Origin of the sequence: Prevotella multiformis DSM 16608 (assembly GCF_000191065.1) — a bacterium.
In the GTDB taxonomy this organism is placed as follows: domain Bacteria; phylum Bacteroidota; class Bacteroidia; order Bacteroidales; family Bacteroidaceae; genus Prevotella; species Prevotella multiformis.
The window spans coordinates 484,649-500,337 of record NZ_GL872283.1 but is presented as its reverse complement, the minus strand read 5'-3'; the positions used below and the strand labels follow the sequence as shown (position 1 = coordinate 500,337).

At 50.8% G+C, this 15,689-nt stretch carries 15 protein-coding genes; 11 read left to right on the top strand and 4 right to left on the bottom strand.

Annotated features, from left to right (window positions below):
• Positions 1 to 89: 89 nt before the first annotated feature.
• Complete coding sequence (locus HMPREF9141_RS07390) at positions 90 to 1,061, top strand: ComEA family DNA-binding protein (protein ID WP_007368015.1); 972 nt, start codon at positions 90 to 92, stop codon at positions 1,059 to 1,061.
• Positions 1,062 to 1,497: 436 nt separating this feature from the next.
• Here the strand turns inward: HMPREF9141_RS07390 and HMPREF9141_RS07380 are convergent, their stop codons facing one another.
• Together HMPREF9141_RS07380 and efp are read right to left on the bottom strand one after the other, a co-directional pair.
• Positions 1,498 to 3,561 carry a DUF262 domain-containing protein gene (locus tag HMPREF9141_RS07380; RefSeq protein ID WP_007368013.1) on the bottom strand — a complete coding sequence of 688 codons (2,064 nt, stop codon included), beginning with the start codon at positions 3,559 to 3,561 and terminating at the stop codon, positions 1,498 to 1,500.
• A gap of 904 nt (positions 3,562 to 4,465) precedes the next feature.
• Positions 4,466 to 5,032, bottom strand: coding sequence for an elongation factor P (efp, locus tag HMPREF9141_RS07370; RefSeq protein WP_007368010.1), 567 nt, complete (start codon positions 5,030 to 5,032; stop codon positions 4,466 to 4,468).
• A gap of 228 nt (positions 5,033 to 5,260) precedes the next feature.
• Between efp and rpmH the strand changes: the two genes are divergently transcribed.
• From rpmH to HMPREF9141_RS07355, 4 genes are all read left to right on the top strand, one after another.
• Positions 5,261 to 5,416 carry a 50S ribosomal protein L34 gene (rpmH, locus tag HMPREF9141_RS12995; RefSeq protein WP_007368008.1) on the top strand — a complete coding sequence of 52 codons (156 nt, stop codon included), beginning with the start codon at positions 5,261 to 5,263 and terminating at the stop codon, positions 5,414 to 5,416.
• A 191-nt stretch (positions 5,417 to 5,607) separates the two neighbouring features.
• Positions 5,608 to 6,387, top strand: coding sequence for a PASTA domain-containing protein (locus HMPREF9141_RS07365; protein WP_007368007.1), 780 nt, complete (start codon positions 5,608 to 5,610; stop codon positions 6,385 to 6,387).
• Between the two features lie 6 nt (positions 6,388 to 6,393).
• Complete coding sequence (locus HMPREF9141_RS07360) at positions 6,394 to 7,488, top strand: RluA family pseudouridine synthase (protein ID WP_007368006.1); 1,095 nt, start codon at positions 6,394 to 6,396, stop codon at positions 7,486 to 7,488.
• Positions 7,489 to 7,638: 150 nt separating this feature from the next.
• The gene (locus HMPREF9141_RS07355; RefSeq protein WP_007368005.1) at positions 7,639 to 8,637 is read left to right on the top strand and encodes a D-alanine--D-alanine ligase; all 999 of its coding nucleotides are present in this window, start codon (positions 7,639 to 7,641) and stop codon (positions 8,635 to 8,637) included.
• 596 nt (positions 8,638 to 9,233) lie between these two features.
• Here the strand turns inward: HMPREF9141_RS07355 and HMPREF9141_RS07350 are convergent.
• Positions 9,234 to 11,111 (bottom strand): heavy metal translocating P-type ATPase, encoded by a 1,878-nt coding sequence (locus HMPREF9141_RS07350; RefSeq protein ID WP_007368003.1) that lies wholly within the window; start codon positions 11,109 to 11,111, stop codon positions 9,234 to 9,236.
• 300 nt (positions 11,112 to 11,411) lie between these two features.
• On the opposite strand from HMPREF9141_RS07350, the gene dusB reads away from it, so the two are divergent.
• On the top strand, positions 11,412 to 12,371 hold the full coding sequence (gene dusB / locus HMPREF9141_RS07345) for a tRNA dihydrouridine synthase DusB (protein WP_007368002.1): 960 nt from the start codon (positions 11,412 to 11,414) through the stop codon (positions 12,369 to 12,371).
• Between the two features lie 344 nt (positions 12,372 to 12,715).
• Here dusB and HMPREF9141_RS07340 read toward each other — a convergent pair whose 3' ends face one another.
• Positions 12,716 to 13,081 carry a helix-turn-helix domain-containing protein gene (locus tag HMPREF9141_RS07340; protein WP_007368001.1) on the bottom strand — a complete coding sequence of 122 codons (366 nt, stop codon included), beginning with the start codon at positions 13,079 to 13,081 and terminating at the stop codon, positions 12,716 to 12,718.
• A 153-nt stretch (positions 13,082 to 13,234) separates the two neighbouring features.
• Here HMPREF9141_RS07340 and HMPREF9141_RS12990 point away from each other — a divergent pair, with 153 nt between their 5' ends.
• The 5 genes from HMPREF9141_RS12990 (at position 13,235) to HMPREF9141_RS07320 (ending at position 15,689) form a co-directional block, all read left to right on the top strand.
• Positions 13,235 to 13,432, top strand: coding sequence for a helix-turn-helix transcriptional regulator (locus HMPREF9141_RS12990; RefSeq protein ID WP_083809441.1), 198 nt, complete (start codon positions 13,235 to 13,237; stop codon positions 13,430 to 13,432).
• A 117-nt stretch (positions 13,433 to 13,549) separates the two neighbouring features.
• A complete protein-coding gene (locus HMPREF9141_RS07335) occupies positions 13,550 to 13,813 on the top strand; it encodes a hypothetical protein (protein ID WP_007367999.1) in 264 nt (87 codons plus the stop codon).
• Between the two features lie 383 nt (positions 13,814 to 14,196).
• A complete protein-coding gene (locus HMPREF9141_RS07330; protein WP_007367997.1) occupies positions 14,197 to 14,850 on the top strand; it encodes a master DNA invertase Mpi family serine-type recombinase in 654 nt (217 codons plus the stop codon).
• A 39-nt stretch (positions 14,851 to 14,889) separates the two neighbouring features.
• Positions 14,890 to 15,249 carry a hypothetical protein gene (locus tag HMPREF9141_RS07325; RefSeq protein ID WP_007367996.1) on the top strand — a complete coding sequence of 120 codons (360 nt, stop codon included), beginning with the start codon at positions 14,890 to 14,892 and terminating at the stop codon, positions 15,247 to 15,249.
• Between the two features lie 38 nt (positions 15,250 to 15,287).
• Entirely contained in the window at positions 15,288 to 15,689 is a 402-nt protein-coding gene (locus HMPREF9141_RS07320; RefSeq protein WP_007367995.1) for a hypothetical protein, read from the top strand.

Sequence of the window (15,689 nt, the reverse complement as noted above, 5' to 3'; positions counted from 1 at the left end):
GGGGACGGAATCCTACTCACCCCACGCTATCCGCCGGCATCCCTGTCAACGCCGGCATACACCGAATCCACCTGAAAATCTCCCTCCACATGAACCTTAAATCTCTCTTCTATCTCCACCATTCCGACCGGAAAGTAATCCTGTCCCTGCTGGTCTTCGTCCTCATCTGCCTTGGACTGATTGTCTTCGTCGGCAGCCGAACAGAAGAGACGGCAGCTGGAAAGGACGATTCCCTCCCCCTCCGGCCGGCCGCTTCCTTCCCGAGACGGAAACAGCTACCGGTATATGAAATGGAAAACGGCAAGCAGCTGTTCCCCTTTGATCCCAACACCGCTACGGCCGATGAACTGCAACGGCTGGGACTGGCTCCCTTCCAGATACGCAATATCCTGAAATACCGTTCCAAAGGCGGAGTCTACCGGTCGCCCATGGACTTTGCCCACCTCTACGGACTTACACGCAGACAATACAGAGAATTAGCACCTTACATCACGATCGGCGATGACTATGAACCGGCCTCTACCCTCCCCTCCGTACAGCATTACATCGCCCGGAAAGAGGCTGAGAAGCAGGCGGCCCATGCGGCTTACGAGGCCTACAAAGCCAGGAACACATACAAACCTTACAAGGAATACGACCGCGACACCATCCGTTATCCGCTGAAACTGAAAGCCGGAGAGCACGTCAACCTTGCTGCCGCCGACACCAACCAGCTGAAGAAAGTCCCCGGAATCGGGTCGGGCTGGGCACGTGCCATCATCAGTTACGGCAGACGGCTGGGCGGATACGTGGCCGTAGGACAGCTGCTGGAGATAGAGGGGTTTCCCGAGGAAGCGCTGCCTTACTTCTCCATCAGCGATCCACATACGGACAAGATAAACCTCAACACCGCTACGCTCAGTCAGCTGCGCCGCCATCCTTACCTGAACTTCTACCAGGCAAGGGTCATCTGCGACTACAGGAGGCTGAAAGGAAAACTGACCGGTCTTGCCCAGCTCCGCCTGTCCAAGGACTTCCCTCCAGAAGCCATCGAACGGCTGCGTCCGTATGTCGTATTCTGATCTGCAGCAGCCGTCACCCGGACGGAAATACTCCAGAATGCCGTGCAGCAGACCATGAAAACATCAGCCGGGTTTAAAAACAAGACGAAAAGCAGTCAACCAAAGCCACCCAACCACACCGCCGACAGCATTCAGGAAGTACCTGAATCCGGGATAAGTATTATGCAGTTCGCCTTTTTCAGTTCGTGCAATGCCTCTTGGGGCTCATTCTTTTGATTGAGACCGAATTCAGATGGAAAATCCAGAACCAGAGCCATAAGCCAGCCGGACAAAGGAAACGCTTTTTCTTTAGAGGATTCTGGACAATGTTTCTTTTACATAACAGCCTGTTCCAAAGCCTGATGAGAAGATTTTCAATGCCGAAAAGCATACTCACCATCCGGTTCCGAACTTCTCAGAAAAATGTTTTTCCGTATTTTTAGATGTTGCCATAATGCTACTGTCTTATCGGTTTTAGCCCAAATTGTAAATCATCCTCGTCGATCTGATACAGACGGAAGAGGTTCTTCAGAATGGCCATTTTGTTCCATGTGTTGCTTCTTGAAGGACGGTAGTACAATCCTTCGGCTATTTTCTTATAGTGCCTACTTGCCTCAGTAGTGGAGAACCAGACATTCCTGTTACTTTTAGCCTCCTCATACAACAGAATAGGATTGAGAGCAAACAGTCTGTTGATAACAGCCCACATCATTTCTGACCATTCACCCACATCTTCCCTCTCTTCTTGGAAGATATAGTACAGTATCTTACGTCCGGTAGAAATACCGTTGTCTTCTGACAGACTGACCACATCATCATCCTGCACCTCCGGCACGAAGTCTGTTTCAGGATAGCTCCAAATAGCCTTCGCCAAACATGAAAGTTCTTGCTTTCTCTGTTCCAGCTCCTCTTCACTCCATTTGTCAAACTGGGCGATGTAATGGTTCATCCTCAACCCACTCTGCTTAAAGCCATTCTCCATATCTCGCTTTTCAGCGAAGGGTCTGTTGCTGTACTTGATGTTATAACCAGTTAGCGTAAGGTTTGATATGGTGTGCAGCCATTTCTCCTGTATGGTTTCCCATTCTGTGCCAAGTTCCCGCTTCCAGGCATTACTCAATGTCTGTGGCATGATATGCTCTATGGTCAAGATGCCTTCCTCCATATTCTCCACCACATCGTTCTTTTCTTTGCTGCTGCCATTCTCCAACCGTTCAAAGATGTACATCTTGTTCTTGGTCCGCATTGAATAGACCTTTTTTGTCGTGAAGCCGTTGATAAACTCTTCATCCTTGGGGAACGCACTCGACAGCTTCTTGCTTTCAAGGATATAAATCAGTACGGATGAATAGTTGTCCGTTTCCTTTTTGTTCTTCAGGACCGTATCATGAAGTGTCGCAAATATCTTGTTAAGTGCATTGGTCGGCAGGTCGCACATCAGGCGACGGAAGATGAAGGTTTCGATGCACGAGAATACTTTATAGATTTCCGCCAACGGCAATCCCGCCTCCCTGGCATAAACGAGGAATGCCATCAGGAAGGGATAGGCAACCGTCATTTCAAGCAGATCCAGTCGTCTGGCAATCTCATTGGTGTCTTTAGCGCCCACCTGAAAAGTCTTGATGCCATGATAAGCATCGGCATAAACAAGCATTTCCTGCAGCACTCCTTCTATGCCGTCGTAACGCTTGGTAAATTCCTTAAAAGCGAAGTATATCTTCCTTTGATTAGGAATAGTTCCTTGCTTAATGGTCAGATAATTCCTGACGAAACCGTCCAGCTCGTTACCACTGCATTTTTCTATCTTATTCCAATACCGGTCGTAGAACTGTTCCTGAATGTCCGGGGGCAAGTTCATCAATACGAAGTTCCTTATCTTGTCGGCCTCCGTCAAATCAAGCCCAGTAGAGTTCAGGCTCTCGAATATCAACTGTGGATTGTCGCCGTGCTGCGGTTCCAGTTCTATATCAATGATCTCAAGACTGTCAATGGCCCTGTACAGTTCGTCTGGTGTCAGTTCCTTTATCTGCACAATCCTATCGTAGAAATAGTTGTAGTTGACAGTAACCTTAGAATCTTGAATATATTCCGTCTCTTCGTTATATATCAGCCGGTCAAAAGCCGTACAGTCATCACGGAAGGGCTTCAGCCGGACCTTTCTTTCATCCCTCCTATACTTATCTATGATATACGTATCCTCCAATATCTCCGGCAACCTTGAATCACCAGGAACACAGATACCCTTCTTCATGGCATTGATCATTGCAATAAGAATCAGCGAGATAGTGGTTATGCGCTGTTGACCGTCAATGAGTATAACTTCGTCCCTGCTGTGAGCATACGACACTATGCTACCAAAGAAGTGAGTGTTTTTCCCTTCCTTGACGACACTGACAAGGTCGTCGAACAACTGTTTGCAGTTTTCACGCTTCCAGTCGTAATTTCTTTGATATACGGGTATGATGAATCTCTTTCTAGCCCCTTCAAGGAATTCCAGCAGATGCGATGCAGTCCCTTTCATAATTGTTATTGTTTCAGAATGTCACGGACTATATTAAACCTTGATCCCGCGACTAAACACGTAATTTATTATTAATTTATTTTACAAGTCTCTGAAGAACAATACATTCCCCAGAGTTCGCTGTCTGTAGAATTTTCACCGATTTTATGGTGAAAAACAATATCGTACAAAGTTCTACTTAGCATGGCAAAGATAGCAATAAAATATGAGAACATCGTCCCTTATGGTGGTATTTCCTAATGGGATGGACGATTTTAAGCGCACCGGGCTGGACGAACCGGTAGCCGCCGTCTGGATGTCTGCTGTCTGAACCAAGGTCATCAGCACAGTGACATCATGCCGTTCCGTGCCTGTCACCGCAGCGGCGGGCATAGAGGAAATCGACACCGCGTCATTTGCATTCGAGGCCCTCCTTTCCGAACACCATATAAGCATTCAATCTGCCAGCCGAGTCTAAAAACAAGAAAAGAAAGCAGTCAGCCAAAAGCATGGACACTGCAGGGAATCCTGTTCCCAACCGGTTGGGAACAGGATTCCCAAGCCTTGGGAACGACATTCCCGAAGCCCGGGAACAGGATTCCCGGCCGACGGGACGGACTTTGTATGTGACAGGAATAAAGAAAGAGGATGTATCAGACAGAAAGTCTGATACATCCTCTTTCTATGAATCGGAACGGCCTGCCTTTTCCGCAGACGGTGCGTGTCAAGGCATTCTCCGAAAGTCCGCATACCGGCATGCCGGTATGCGGAGCCCGCCAATCCTTCTGCTCCCTTTCAGCTTCCAGAAGGCTTTTTCTGCCCTTTCCGTACCAGCTACACAGCCTGCCATGCGCTACCCAGAAGAAGGCAGAATCCGTCCGCCTGGAAGGCGAAGAACCGCCCAAGGAGAATCCTGGAGAGCGTCTTAGGAGTTCACACGACCCAGATAACTGCCGTCGCGGGTGTCGATCTGGATCACTTCACCCTCATTGATGAAAAGCGGCACACGGACAACAGCCCCCGTCTCAAGCGTCGCCGGCTTGGTGGCGTTGGTAGCCGTATTGCCCTTGATGCCCGGCTCGCTGTGGGCGATGGTCACGGTCGTCTTGACCGGCATCTCGGCCAGGAGAATCGTGCCGTCAGAGGTATCCGTAACGACTTCTACCACATCTCCCTCCTTCATGTAGTCAGACCCCGTGATCTGGTGCTTAGGGATAGGAATCTGCTCGAACGTCTCCTGGTTCATGAAGATGTAGCCCGTAGCATCCTGGTACAGATACTGGTAGGGACGACGCTCCACGCGCACATCCTCGAGCTTGAAGCCTACCTGGAACGTACGCTCCAGCACGCGGCCGTCGGACACATTCTTCAGCTTCGTGATCATAACGGTGTTACCCTTGCCCGGCTTGCGGTGCTGGAAGTCGATGCAAGTCCAAATCTTGCCATCAAGACGAATACATGTTCCGATCTTGATTTCCTGTGAATTAATCATAATCTGTTAATATCTAATTTGTTACTTTTTTATACGGTACAGTCTCGCTAATGCGGTGCAAAGTTACGGAAAATATAGAAAAAAACATAAATAACAGACGTAAAAAACACCGTTTCCTTGGTTAATTCAAAAAGATTAAGTAATTTTGCAGCCCGTAACGGCAGACTCCCCTTACTGCCGGCCACACGTACATCAACGATAAAAACAACAATAAAATAGGACAAGAAGATGAAAAGAACATTTCAGCCGCACAACCGTCGCCGTGTAAACAAGCACGGTTTCCGCGAGAGAATGACAACAAAGAACGGCCGTCGTGTACTGGCTGCCCGTCGTGCCAAGGGTCGCAAGAAGTTAACAGTGTCTGACGAGCACCACGGAAAGTAAGGAAGAGCGCGCATTCCCCTCTATGGGATTTCATGCGGAAACGGAAAGAAGTAGAGACTATTCTTTGCTTCTTTCCGTTTTTTTATCTAACTTTGTCCCGATATAGTGAGATGCGCCGGCGGACCGACTGGCCGGCAGACCGACTGGCGGACGGGCGGACCGGCTGGCGGACCGACAAGCAAACAATTTGAATGACAGCAAGAGAATTCTTCCATAAATTCAACAGCACGTATGTCTGGGGCAATATCCTTGCCATCGTCATCCTTGTGCTGTTGCTGGCAATAGGAGTCAGGTTCGGCCTCGACTTCTATACCCATCACGGCGAATCCATCGTGGTGCCGGACGTCGTCCACAAGCAGTACGACGAGGCGGTCGACATCATGGACAAGATGGGACTGACGATAGAAGTGACCGATACCGGATATGTAAAGGAACTGCCGCCGGACTGCATTCTCGAACAGTCGCCGGCGGGCGGCAAGCGCATCAAGTCCACCCATGTGATCTATGTGACCGTCAACGCCGCCAGCGCACCGTCGCTCGTCATCCCCGACATCATCGACAACAACTCGCTCCGCGAGGCACAGGCGCAGCTGCTCTCCATGGGCTTCAAGGTGGGAGAACCCGAATACATACCGGGCGAGAAAGACTGGATCTACGGCATCCTCGTCAATGGCAGGCACGTACAGGCGGGCGACCGCGTGCCGTCGGATGCGGTCATTGTCCTGCAGGTAGGCGACGGCACACGTGAAATCAGCGACACGGCGGGACTGAACGAGCCGCAATACGAGGATGTAGAGGTAGAAGAGAAAATGCCGAAATACGATGAAGTGGAGGAGTACGTGGAGGTCCCCGTCGACGAGAACGGCAACGAGATAAAGGACGAACGGGGCAAGCCGGGAGCCGGCAGACCGGCCTCCGGCCCCTCCTCCGGGCTTCCCGCCGACCCGTCCTCACCGAAACCTACAGAGTAAAGACACATGACAACTGACGAAGAAACGCTATACGACGACGAACTGGCCGGCGACCTCCTCGGCGCAGAGGCGGATGAGGAGGCGGACGGCGGATTGTATGAGCACTTCCGGGTCGCCGTCGACAAAGGGCAGGTACCTGTCAGAATCGACAAGTTCCTCTTTGAGCGGATGCAGCATTCCAGCCGCAACCGCATCCAGAAAGCCGCCGACGCAGGATTCATCCATGTGAACGGTTCTCCGGTGAAGAGCAACTACAAGGTGCGGCCGGAGGATGTCATCACACTGATGCTCGACCGTCCGAAGCACGACAACACCATCGAGGCGGAAGACATCCCTTTGGATATCGTCTACGAGGATACGGTGCTGATGGTCATCAACAAGCCTGCCGGACTTGTCGTTCATCCCGGCGCAGGCAACTTCCACGGCACGCTGATCAATGCCGTCGCCTGGCATCTGAGAGACATGCCGGCCTTCGATCCGAATGATCCGGAGGTGGGGCTGGTACACAGGATAGACAAGGACACCAGCGGACTGCTCGTTGTCGCAAAGACGCCTGATGCGAAGACAGCACTGGGAAAGCAGTTCTTCAACAAGACGACACACCGCAGTTACAATGCCCTCGTATGGGGCAACTTCACGGAAGACGAGGGACGGATAGAAGGCAACATCGCCCGGGATCCGAGGGACAGGCTCCGCATGACGGTCTTCCCTCCCGGCTCCGAAACGGGGAAACATGCCGTGACACACTACCGTGTCCTCGAGCGTTTCGGCTATACGACACTCATCGAGTGCATCCTCGAGACAGGCAGGACACACCAGATCCGTGCCCACATGAAGCACATCGGACACCCGCTGTTCGGCGACGAACGCTACGGCGGGACCGAAATCCTGCGGGGACAGCGGTCGAGTTCCTACAAGGCATTCATCCGCAACTGTCTCGCCTGCTGCAGCCGCCAGGCACTGCACGCACGCACGCTGGGCTTCGTCCATCCCGTCACGGGCGAACAGATGAACTTCACCAGCGACCTGCCCGAGGACCTTTCCTCACTGCTTGCAAAATGGAGAGGATTTATCAGCGGACAGCTGAAGGCCGATGATTGACAACTGTATCGGGGAAAATCCGGCCGGACCGGGCTGACGACACCGGCAGAACCCGGCGCGGCAGCATCGCGGAAGGCATCCGGTTCCGATGCGAAGAAGACACCTGCCGGCATTCATGGCATCCCCATCCATAAAAATAAAAACAACACAATGAAAGATTCCAAGCGGACAATCGCCATCGTATGCGGCGGCGACTCTTCAGAACACGATGTATCCATGCGCTCAGGGCAGGGACTGTACTCCTTCTTCGACAAGGAGCGTTACAACATATACATAGTAGATGTGAAAGGTATCGACTGGCATGTCGAACTGCCTGACAGAAGCCTTGCGCCCATCGACAAGAACGACTTTTCGTTTGTCGAGAACGGCAGGCGCAGGGAGTTTGACTACGCCTACATCACCATCCACGGCCAGCCGGGAGAGAACGGGGTCATGCAGGGCTACTTCGACCTCATCCATCTCCCCTATTCCACCAGCGGCGTACTTGTCGAGGCGATGACCTTCGACAAATTCGTGCTCAACAATTACCTGCGCGGCTTCGGCGTGAAGGTGGCCGACAGCATCCTGCTCCGCCGCGGCGAACCTTACAATGAGGCGGAAATCGAGAAGCGGCTCGGCATGCCGTGCTTCGTGAAGCCTGCCGCCGACGGCAGCAGCTTCGGCGTGTCAAAAGTGAAGAATGCCGACCAGCTGGCACCGGCCCTCCGGGTGGCTTTCATGGAAAGCAACGAGGTGATGATAGAAGGGTTCATGGACGGAATGGAAATCTCCCAGGGAGTTTACAAGACGAAGGAGAAGGCTGTCGTGTTCCCGGCGACGGAGGTAGTGACGAGCAACGAGTTCTTCGACTACAATGCCAAATACAACGGACAGGTGCAGGAAATCACCCCGGCACGTATGTCGCCGGAGACCGCCGCACGTGTGGCTGCCGAGACAAGCCGTATCTACGACATCCTGCATGCCAACGGCATCATCCGCATCGATTACATCATCTCGAAAGACAAAGACGGCGAGGACGTGGTCAATATGCTGGAAATCAACACCACACCGGGAATGACCGCCACCAGTTTCATCCCGCAGCAGGTGCGGGCGGCAGGCCTGGACATCAAGGAGGTGCTGAGCGAAATCGTGGAAAACCAGTTCAAATAGTCCTGCCGGACATCCGCCGCCGGAAACGCAGATGCAGTCCGTCGGCAGACATGGAAGACAAGAGAGGGTATCAGACCGCCTGTCCCCAACGGACAACAGGCCGCCTGATACCCTCTCTTCTTTCCATGCAGACAGGGCATTGAGAAGCCGCCATAACACCGAAGTCCGGCAAACCTTCAACGGCATGGATATCCCTGCATCAGCTCCTTCCAACAGGCGGTCCTTCCTCATTCTCACCGTGAGCCGCCCTCGGACCGGTTACAGATTGCAAACGTGCGGAGCCTCAGCACGAAGGGTGACAGCCATCAGCACGAGGGAAGTCAGTACCCGACACGAAGGGTGGCAGACGCCGGAACAGCTGCAGAAAGCGGGGCGTCAGGTGCGTTTCCGTTACTATTCCGCATATCGCAAGGGGCTGATGACCGACTGATACGGAAAGCGTTTCCCGGACAGCGACAGAACCCTCATGCACTTCCGCACACGTGGAAGGCCTTTTCTCCTCCATGCCCATGGACCAGGCCGACGGCTCTCTATCCTGTACAGGAGAGTTCCCGTCAGGTCGAAACGGTACACTGCGCGCCGCCGTCCATGGCTTTTTATCTTGCACGCATCGCATTGAGGACGGCAAGAACCATCACACCGACATCGGCAAAGACGGCCATCCCCATGCTCGCCAGTCCGAAAGTGGCGAGGACAAGCACGGCGACCTTGATGCTGATGGCAAACCAGGCGTTCTCCCGGGCAATGAAGATCGTGCGGCGGGAGAGGCGGATGGCAAGGGCTATCTTCGAGGGCTTGTCGTCCATCAGCACGACATCAGCCGCCTCGATGGCAGCATCACTGCCCAGCGCACCCATGGCAATCCCCACGTCGGCACGTGCCAGGACCGGCGCATCGTTGATGCCGTCGCCCACGAAAGCTACGGTCTCCCCGTCCTTCTTCGCCGCCAGAATCCGCTCGATGTGGCTCACCTTGTCGGCAGGGAGCAGCCCGGCATGGTACTCCGACACCTTGGTCTGCGCCGCTGTCAGCGCTGCCACATCCTCCTTGTCACCGGTCAGCATGACCGTCCTGTCCACTCCGAGCCGCTTCAGCCGTTCTATCGTCTCGGCAGCATCCTCCTTCAACTGGTCGGAAATGACGATGTGTCCGGCATATTCGCCGTCGATGGCGACGTGGACCGTCGTTCCCGCATAGCCTGCACAGCGTGTACAGGGATGGAGCGTGATGCCGAGCGACTGCATCATGCGGGCGTTCCCCACACTCACAGTCCTGCCATTGATGCGTGCCGTGATGCCCTGACCTGCCGTCTCCCGTATGTCTTCCACCGTACATCTGTCGGCTTCATGGGGATAAGCCGTACGGAGGGCGACGGCGATCGGATGGGTGGAGAAACGCTCTGCATGGGCTGCCAGATGGAGCAGTTCCTGCTCGGAGACGGTCTCCGGATGAACCGCCTCGACCTCGAATGTGCCCCGTGTCAGCGTCCCCGTCTTGTCGAAGACCACCGTGGAGAGCTTTGCCAGGACATCCATATAGTTCCCGCCCTTGATCAGGATGCCCTTACCGGACGCTCCGCCGATACCGGCAAAGAAGGCCAGCGGGATGGAGATGACCAGCGCGCAGGGACAGCTTACGACCAGAAAGGTCAGCGCCCGGTAGAGCCAGGTACCGAAAGCGGCGGCATAACTGTCATAGAAGAAAGGCGGCAGGAAGGCCAGCACCAGCGCCGAAAGCACCACGACAGGCGTATAGATGCGGGCAAAGCGGCGGATGAACGACTCGCTGTGCGACTTGTTCTCGCTGGCATGCTCGACGAGCTGGATGATCTTCGAGGCCGTCGACTCGCTGAAAGGCTTTGCCACACGCACCTTCAACACACCCGACAGATTGACACAGCCGGAGACGACCTCCATCCCCGCCTGCACGTCACGCGGCATGCTCTCGCCCGTCAGTGCGACGGTATTGAGACTGGAACAGCCCTCCAGGACCGTTCCGTCCAGCGGAATCTTCTCGCCGGGCTTCACGATGACCGTCTCTCCGACCCGCACCTCCTCCGGACTTACGCGGTCGGTCTTTCCGCCTCGCTCGACAAATGCCACGTCAGGACGGATGTCCATCAGTCCGGAGATAGAGGCACGCGCCTTGTCCTCCGCATAATCCTCAAAGAGTTCGCCGAGCTGGAAGAACAGCATGACGAACACCCCCTCTATGAACTGCGGTTCCGCACCCGGCAGGAAGCCGATCAGCAATGCGCCGACCGTGGCAAGGCTCATCAGGAAGTCCTCATCGAACGGGTCGCCCTCCATGATCCCTTCTATGGCCTCGCCCAGCACATCATAGCCGATGAGCAGGTAAGGTACGAGATAAACAAGCAGCACCTGCCACACGGGAAGTCCTGCAGACTGCTCCACCAGCCAGGCTCCTGCCAGGAGTACAGCCGTGAGAATGATTCTTATAAGTTTTCTGTTCATAATACAAAACCTGTTACTGATCTGTTATTCTGGCGCAAAGATAAGGATTATATTCTGCAACCGGGTTGCAAACTTGCAAGCCAGGAAGGACTTCAGGCATGACGCCGGAATACGCCGCTCCTTGCGGGCAAGGCTCTGGCTGCACTCATTCTTACCGCAATGCGGACGGCACGCCGGGCTCTCCCCGCCCCGACCTTCTCCTGCTCATCTGCCGCCATTTCCCTTCATTGATGCGATGCCGTTCACATTTAATATCTCTATCCTGTCATTTTTCAACGCCTTTTCCTTACCTTTGCACCCATGAAAATAGGAACGATAGATTTCGGGGAACGCCCCCTGTTCCTGGCTCCGATGGAAGACGTGACGGACATCGGATTCCGGAAGATGTGCAAACGGTTCGGTGCGGCAATGGTCTATACCGAGTTCGTATCGGCAGATGCGATCATCCGGAGCATCAGGTCGACACTCTCCAAGATGGTCATCGACGACCGTGAGCGTCCCGTCGGCATACAGATCTACGGCAGGGATGTAGCCTCAATGGTCGAAGCCGCCAGGATCGTGGAACAGGCAGGACCTGACGTAATCGACATCAACTTCGGCTGCCCCGTAAAGAAAGTGGCGAACAAAGGCGCCGGATCGGGGATGCTGAAGAACATTCCGCTGCTGCTGGAAATCACCCGCGAGGTGGTCAAGGCGGTCAAAGTACCTGTCACGGTGAAGACCCGGCTGGGCTGGGATCACGACCACCTGATCATCACCGACCTTGCCGAACAGCTCCAGGACTGTGGCATCCAGACCCTGACAATCCACGGACGGACCCGTGCGCAGATGTACACCGGCAGCGCCGACTGGACTCTGATAGGCGAAGTGAAGAAGAATCCCCGCATCCATATCCCGGTCATCGGCAACGGCGATGTGAAGGACGTCGGGGATGCCCGAGAGAAGTTCGACCGGTACGGTGTGGATGCCGTCATGATCGGCCGCGCCACTTTCGGCTGTCCGTGGATCTTCGGAAAAGGAACGGAAAAGCTCACACTCGACGACAAGATTGACGTCCTGGAAGAGATGCTGCGCATCAACGTGGAGCGCATTGACGAATACCGGGGCATTCTCCATACCCGCCGGCACCTGGCGGCCTCTCCCATCTTCAAGGGCATCCCCGACTTCAAGCAGACGCGCATCGCCATGCTCCGCGCCACGAAGAAGGACGAACTGCTTGCGATACTCGAAGACTGCCGGGAGAGACTGAAGAGGTCTTAGCCGCCGGAAAGCAGGGGCGGCAGCGCCTGTCCAGGCTCACCAGCCTCCGGCCGGGAAAGCGGTCGGCAGCAGCCCCCAAAAAAGCAGAAAGGGAAGAAACCATGCGGTTTCTTCCCTTTTTTTCTGTCGGGATGACCGGACTTTCGGTTGTATAAAGTTTAACTTTAACTTACTGATATTCAATGGGGCATATTTATATTATTAGCTGTATATCGCCGACTTCTCGCCGACGACATCGTTTCCATACCTGCTTATAAATCAAATATTTGAGTGATTTTTGGAATCTTGTTTATGGGATATTATACCGTAAAATCACTTTTGAATACCTCTTGGATACATCTTGATTATACGGCATCCTCCACTTTTTTACCAGATTCTTCTGGTATATTTTCTACAAGTTTCGCTGTAAGTCGGTCGATAGTCTTCAGCTGGCTCTCTATAGTTTTCTGCTGTGCGGAAATGATGGAATATAGTTTTCCTTCCTCTGTTTTTTTTATGCTCTTTTCCCCCATAACCAGCCAGTTAGCATCAATACTATCAAAGCATTCTATTATCTTCACTATCGTTTCATAGTTGGGTGCGTTCCTGCCCGAGATGATGTTTTTTGCCGAAGACCAGGATATCCCCAGCTTTTTGGCAAATGTACTTACCGTATGCCCCTCTTTAGTCATTATTTTTACAATCCGATCAGTAATAGTTTCTTCTGCCATTTTTATTGTATTTTAGAAATGAGAGAAATAATCACTCATTTATTTGTTTATATCAAATAAAAGTTGCACCTTTGCATCATGAAAGAATTTTTGCGCTACGAAAATAACAAAAAAAGATCGTCGGTGCAATGAAAACATAAAAAAAGATTAGAAATGGAGTTTAAAGAGTATGTTAATTCACTGCCCAATCAGCGAAATGAGGTAATGGCAGATTTGAAAAAACTGTGCAGAGTATCTTATGTTACTGTTTACAGATGGCTTCGAGGGGATTGTACTCCTGATGCTTTAAAAAGAAAGATCATCTCTGATTATCTGAATATTCCTGAAAAGGAACTGTGGCCAAATGTATGACGAGTGTCAGATCTGCGAATCCCATCGCAACTGTATCAATGGGCTGTATTGTCTTAAACTGAAAAAGTACGTTCAGTACGCCCTCGAAAAGGAATGTGAAACCAAAACTAAACAACAATGAGAACAAAGGACTTTGAAAAAGCAATTGATGCTTTAAACTTAGGCATCATTATCGATGAAGTGAAATTAAGACATTCTGATGTCCGTCAAGTCACTGCTCACCAGGGCAGCAAAGGTATCGTATGGGATGAAAACGGTCATGCTTTCACTACCAGTCTGAAAAAAGACATATATATTGCACCCAATGAGGATGGTGTATGGGAGCGTGTGAAAGGCTACCCTCTTAACAGAAACAAATTGTATGACCTTAAATTTGAATAACTATGGCCAGCATTAGAAAAGTTAGAAAAAAGGCTTTCCGCAAAATGGGATTTAGGATGTCTCTTCAGTTTCATTATAAGGATCCTAATCAAAAATTAAAATTAACGCCAACGGTACGAAAAAAGATCAGGCAGGGAGTAACAGAATATCTAAGAAAGAAATGTTTATAGATAAAGATAACTGGGGAAACTTCTCTATCCAAGATTTGTCAGAGCGAGAACTTCGACTAATACACGAAGCACTTCGAGTATATGTTCAGAGTCAACTTGGGCGTCTTCATCCAACTGACAATATAATGATTATGCGGTTTGATAGTGAGTATATAGCTATATGTTTGCAAAGAAAAAACTTTCCAAAAATGGTTTGATTTAAAATATATAAATATGATATACGGGTATATCAGAGTTAGCAGCGATAAGCAAACGGTAGAGAATCAACGTTTTGAGATTACCAACTTTTGTAAACATCAAAATCTTTCAATTGACGACTGGATAGAAGAAACTATCAGTGGTACAAAGAACTATAGCAAACGAGAACTTGGCAGGTTACTTAAAAAGGTAAAAAAGGACGATATTATCATTTGCAGTGAATTGTCTCGCCTTGGTCGTAACCTATTTATGATTATGGAGATACTGAATATCTGCATGACAAAAGAATGTCGCATGTGGACTATCAAGGATAACTATCGCCTTGGGGATGATATTCAGAGCAAAGTCCTCGCCTTCGCTTTCGGACTTTCAGCAGAGATAGAACGTAATCTTATCAGCCAACGAACCAAGGAGGCATTAGCACGAAAGAAGGCAGAAGGCGCAAAACTTGGGCATCCCAAAGGATTTCGTTGTAGGCTTAACCCCAAATGTGTCAACAGGCATGAATGGATTATCAAGGAACTTAATAAAGGAACAGAGAAAACAGTTGTTGCCAAAAAGTTGAAAGTATCAAAAACCACCTTTTACCGATATCTTGTCTATACAGGACTTCATACACCAATAAATTGCATGCAGAAAGGGTGGGAAGAGTATGGTGTCTATCATTAGCTAATTTTTGGATGGACAATTAAAAGTGAGGAGATTGAAATGTTAAGGGACTTATGGAATAAAACGTGCATATCGGCTAATATTCCGGCAATAAGTATGGATACATGTGCGAGAATTCTTGCAGTTGTATACGTACATGGTAATAACGAATCTTTTGTTTATAACAAGTCTTTCCTTTCGGATTTACAATATGTAAAAGAAAGATTTAGACTGAAAGGAGGAGAAATTCCTGATGCAGATTTCTGCGAGTTAGTAAAAAAATATGTGGCTAAACTTGAGAGTTACATAGAAGATCATAAAAGTGATAATTGTGATAATTCTGCGATATTCAAATCGCACATACCCAATTGGGCTATTGAGCTTTTTTATGATAGGTATAAGATTAAATTAATAAATTAATCTTTCGAAGAAATATTCTAACTAAAAGTCGTAAATTTATGAAAGCTGCGAATAAACGATGGACGGAGCCTGAAGAGAGCTTCGTAAAACAGAATCTTGGCAAACTGACCTTTGACCAGATGGGCAGAGTTTTGAACAGAAGTTCTATGTCTGTTCGCCTCTTTTGCTTGCGCAATCGCCTTACTGTCGGATTGCAAGTCAAGCGCAATATCCTTATGGAGATGTTGAAGATAAAGTTCCGCCACCCGGAAGACTTCACTCCAACGAGAGTCTTTTACACGGAAACAGAAATAAATCAGCGTCGATTTTGGGATTTATATTATGGTAGAAAGGCCATCAGCAGTAAAGAGTATGCTGCCGTGGCAGACTATCTTGGCATAACGATGCAGGAGGAACTTGGTTCACGCCAGTTGGAACTGTTTGAGGAAACCGAGGAATAA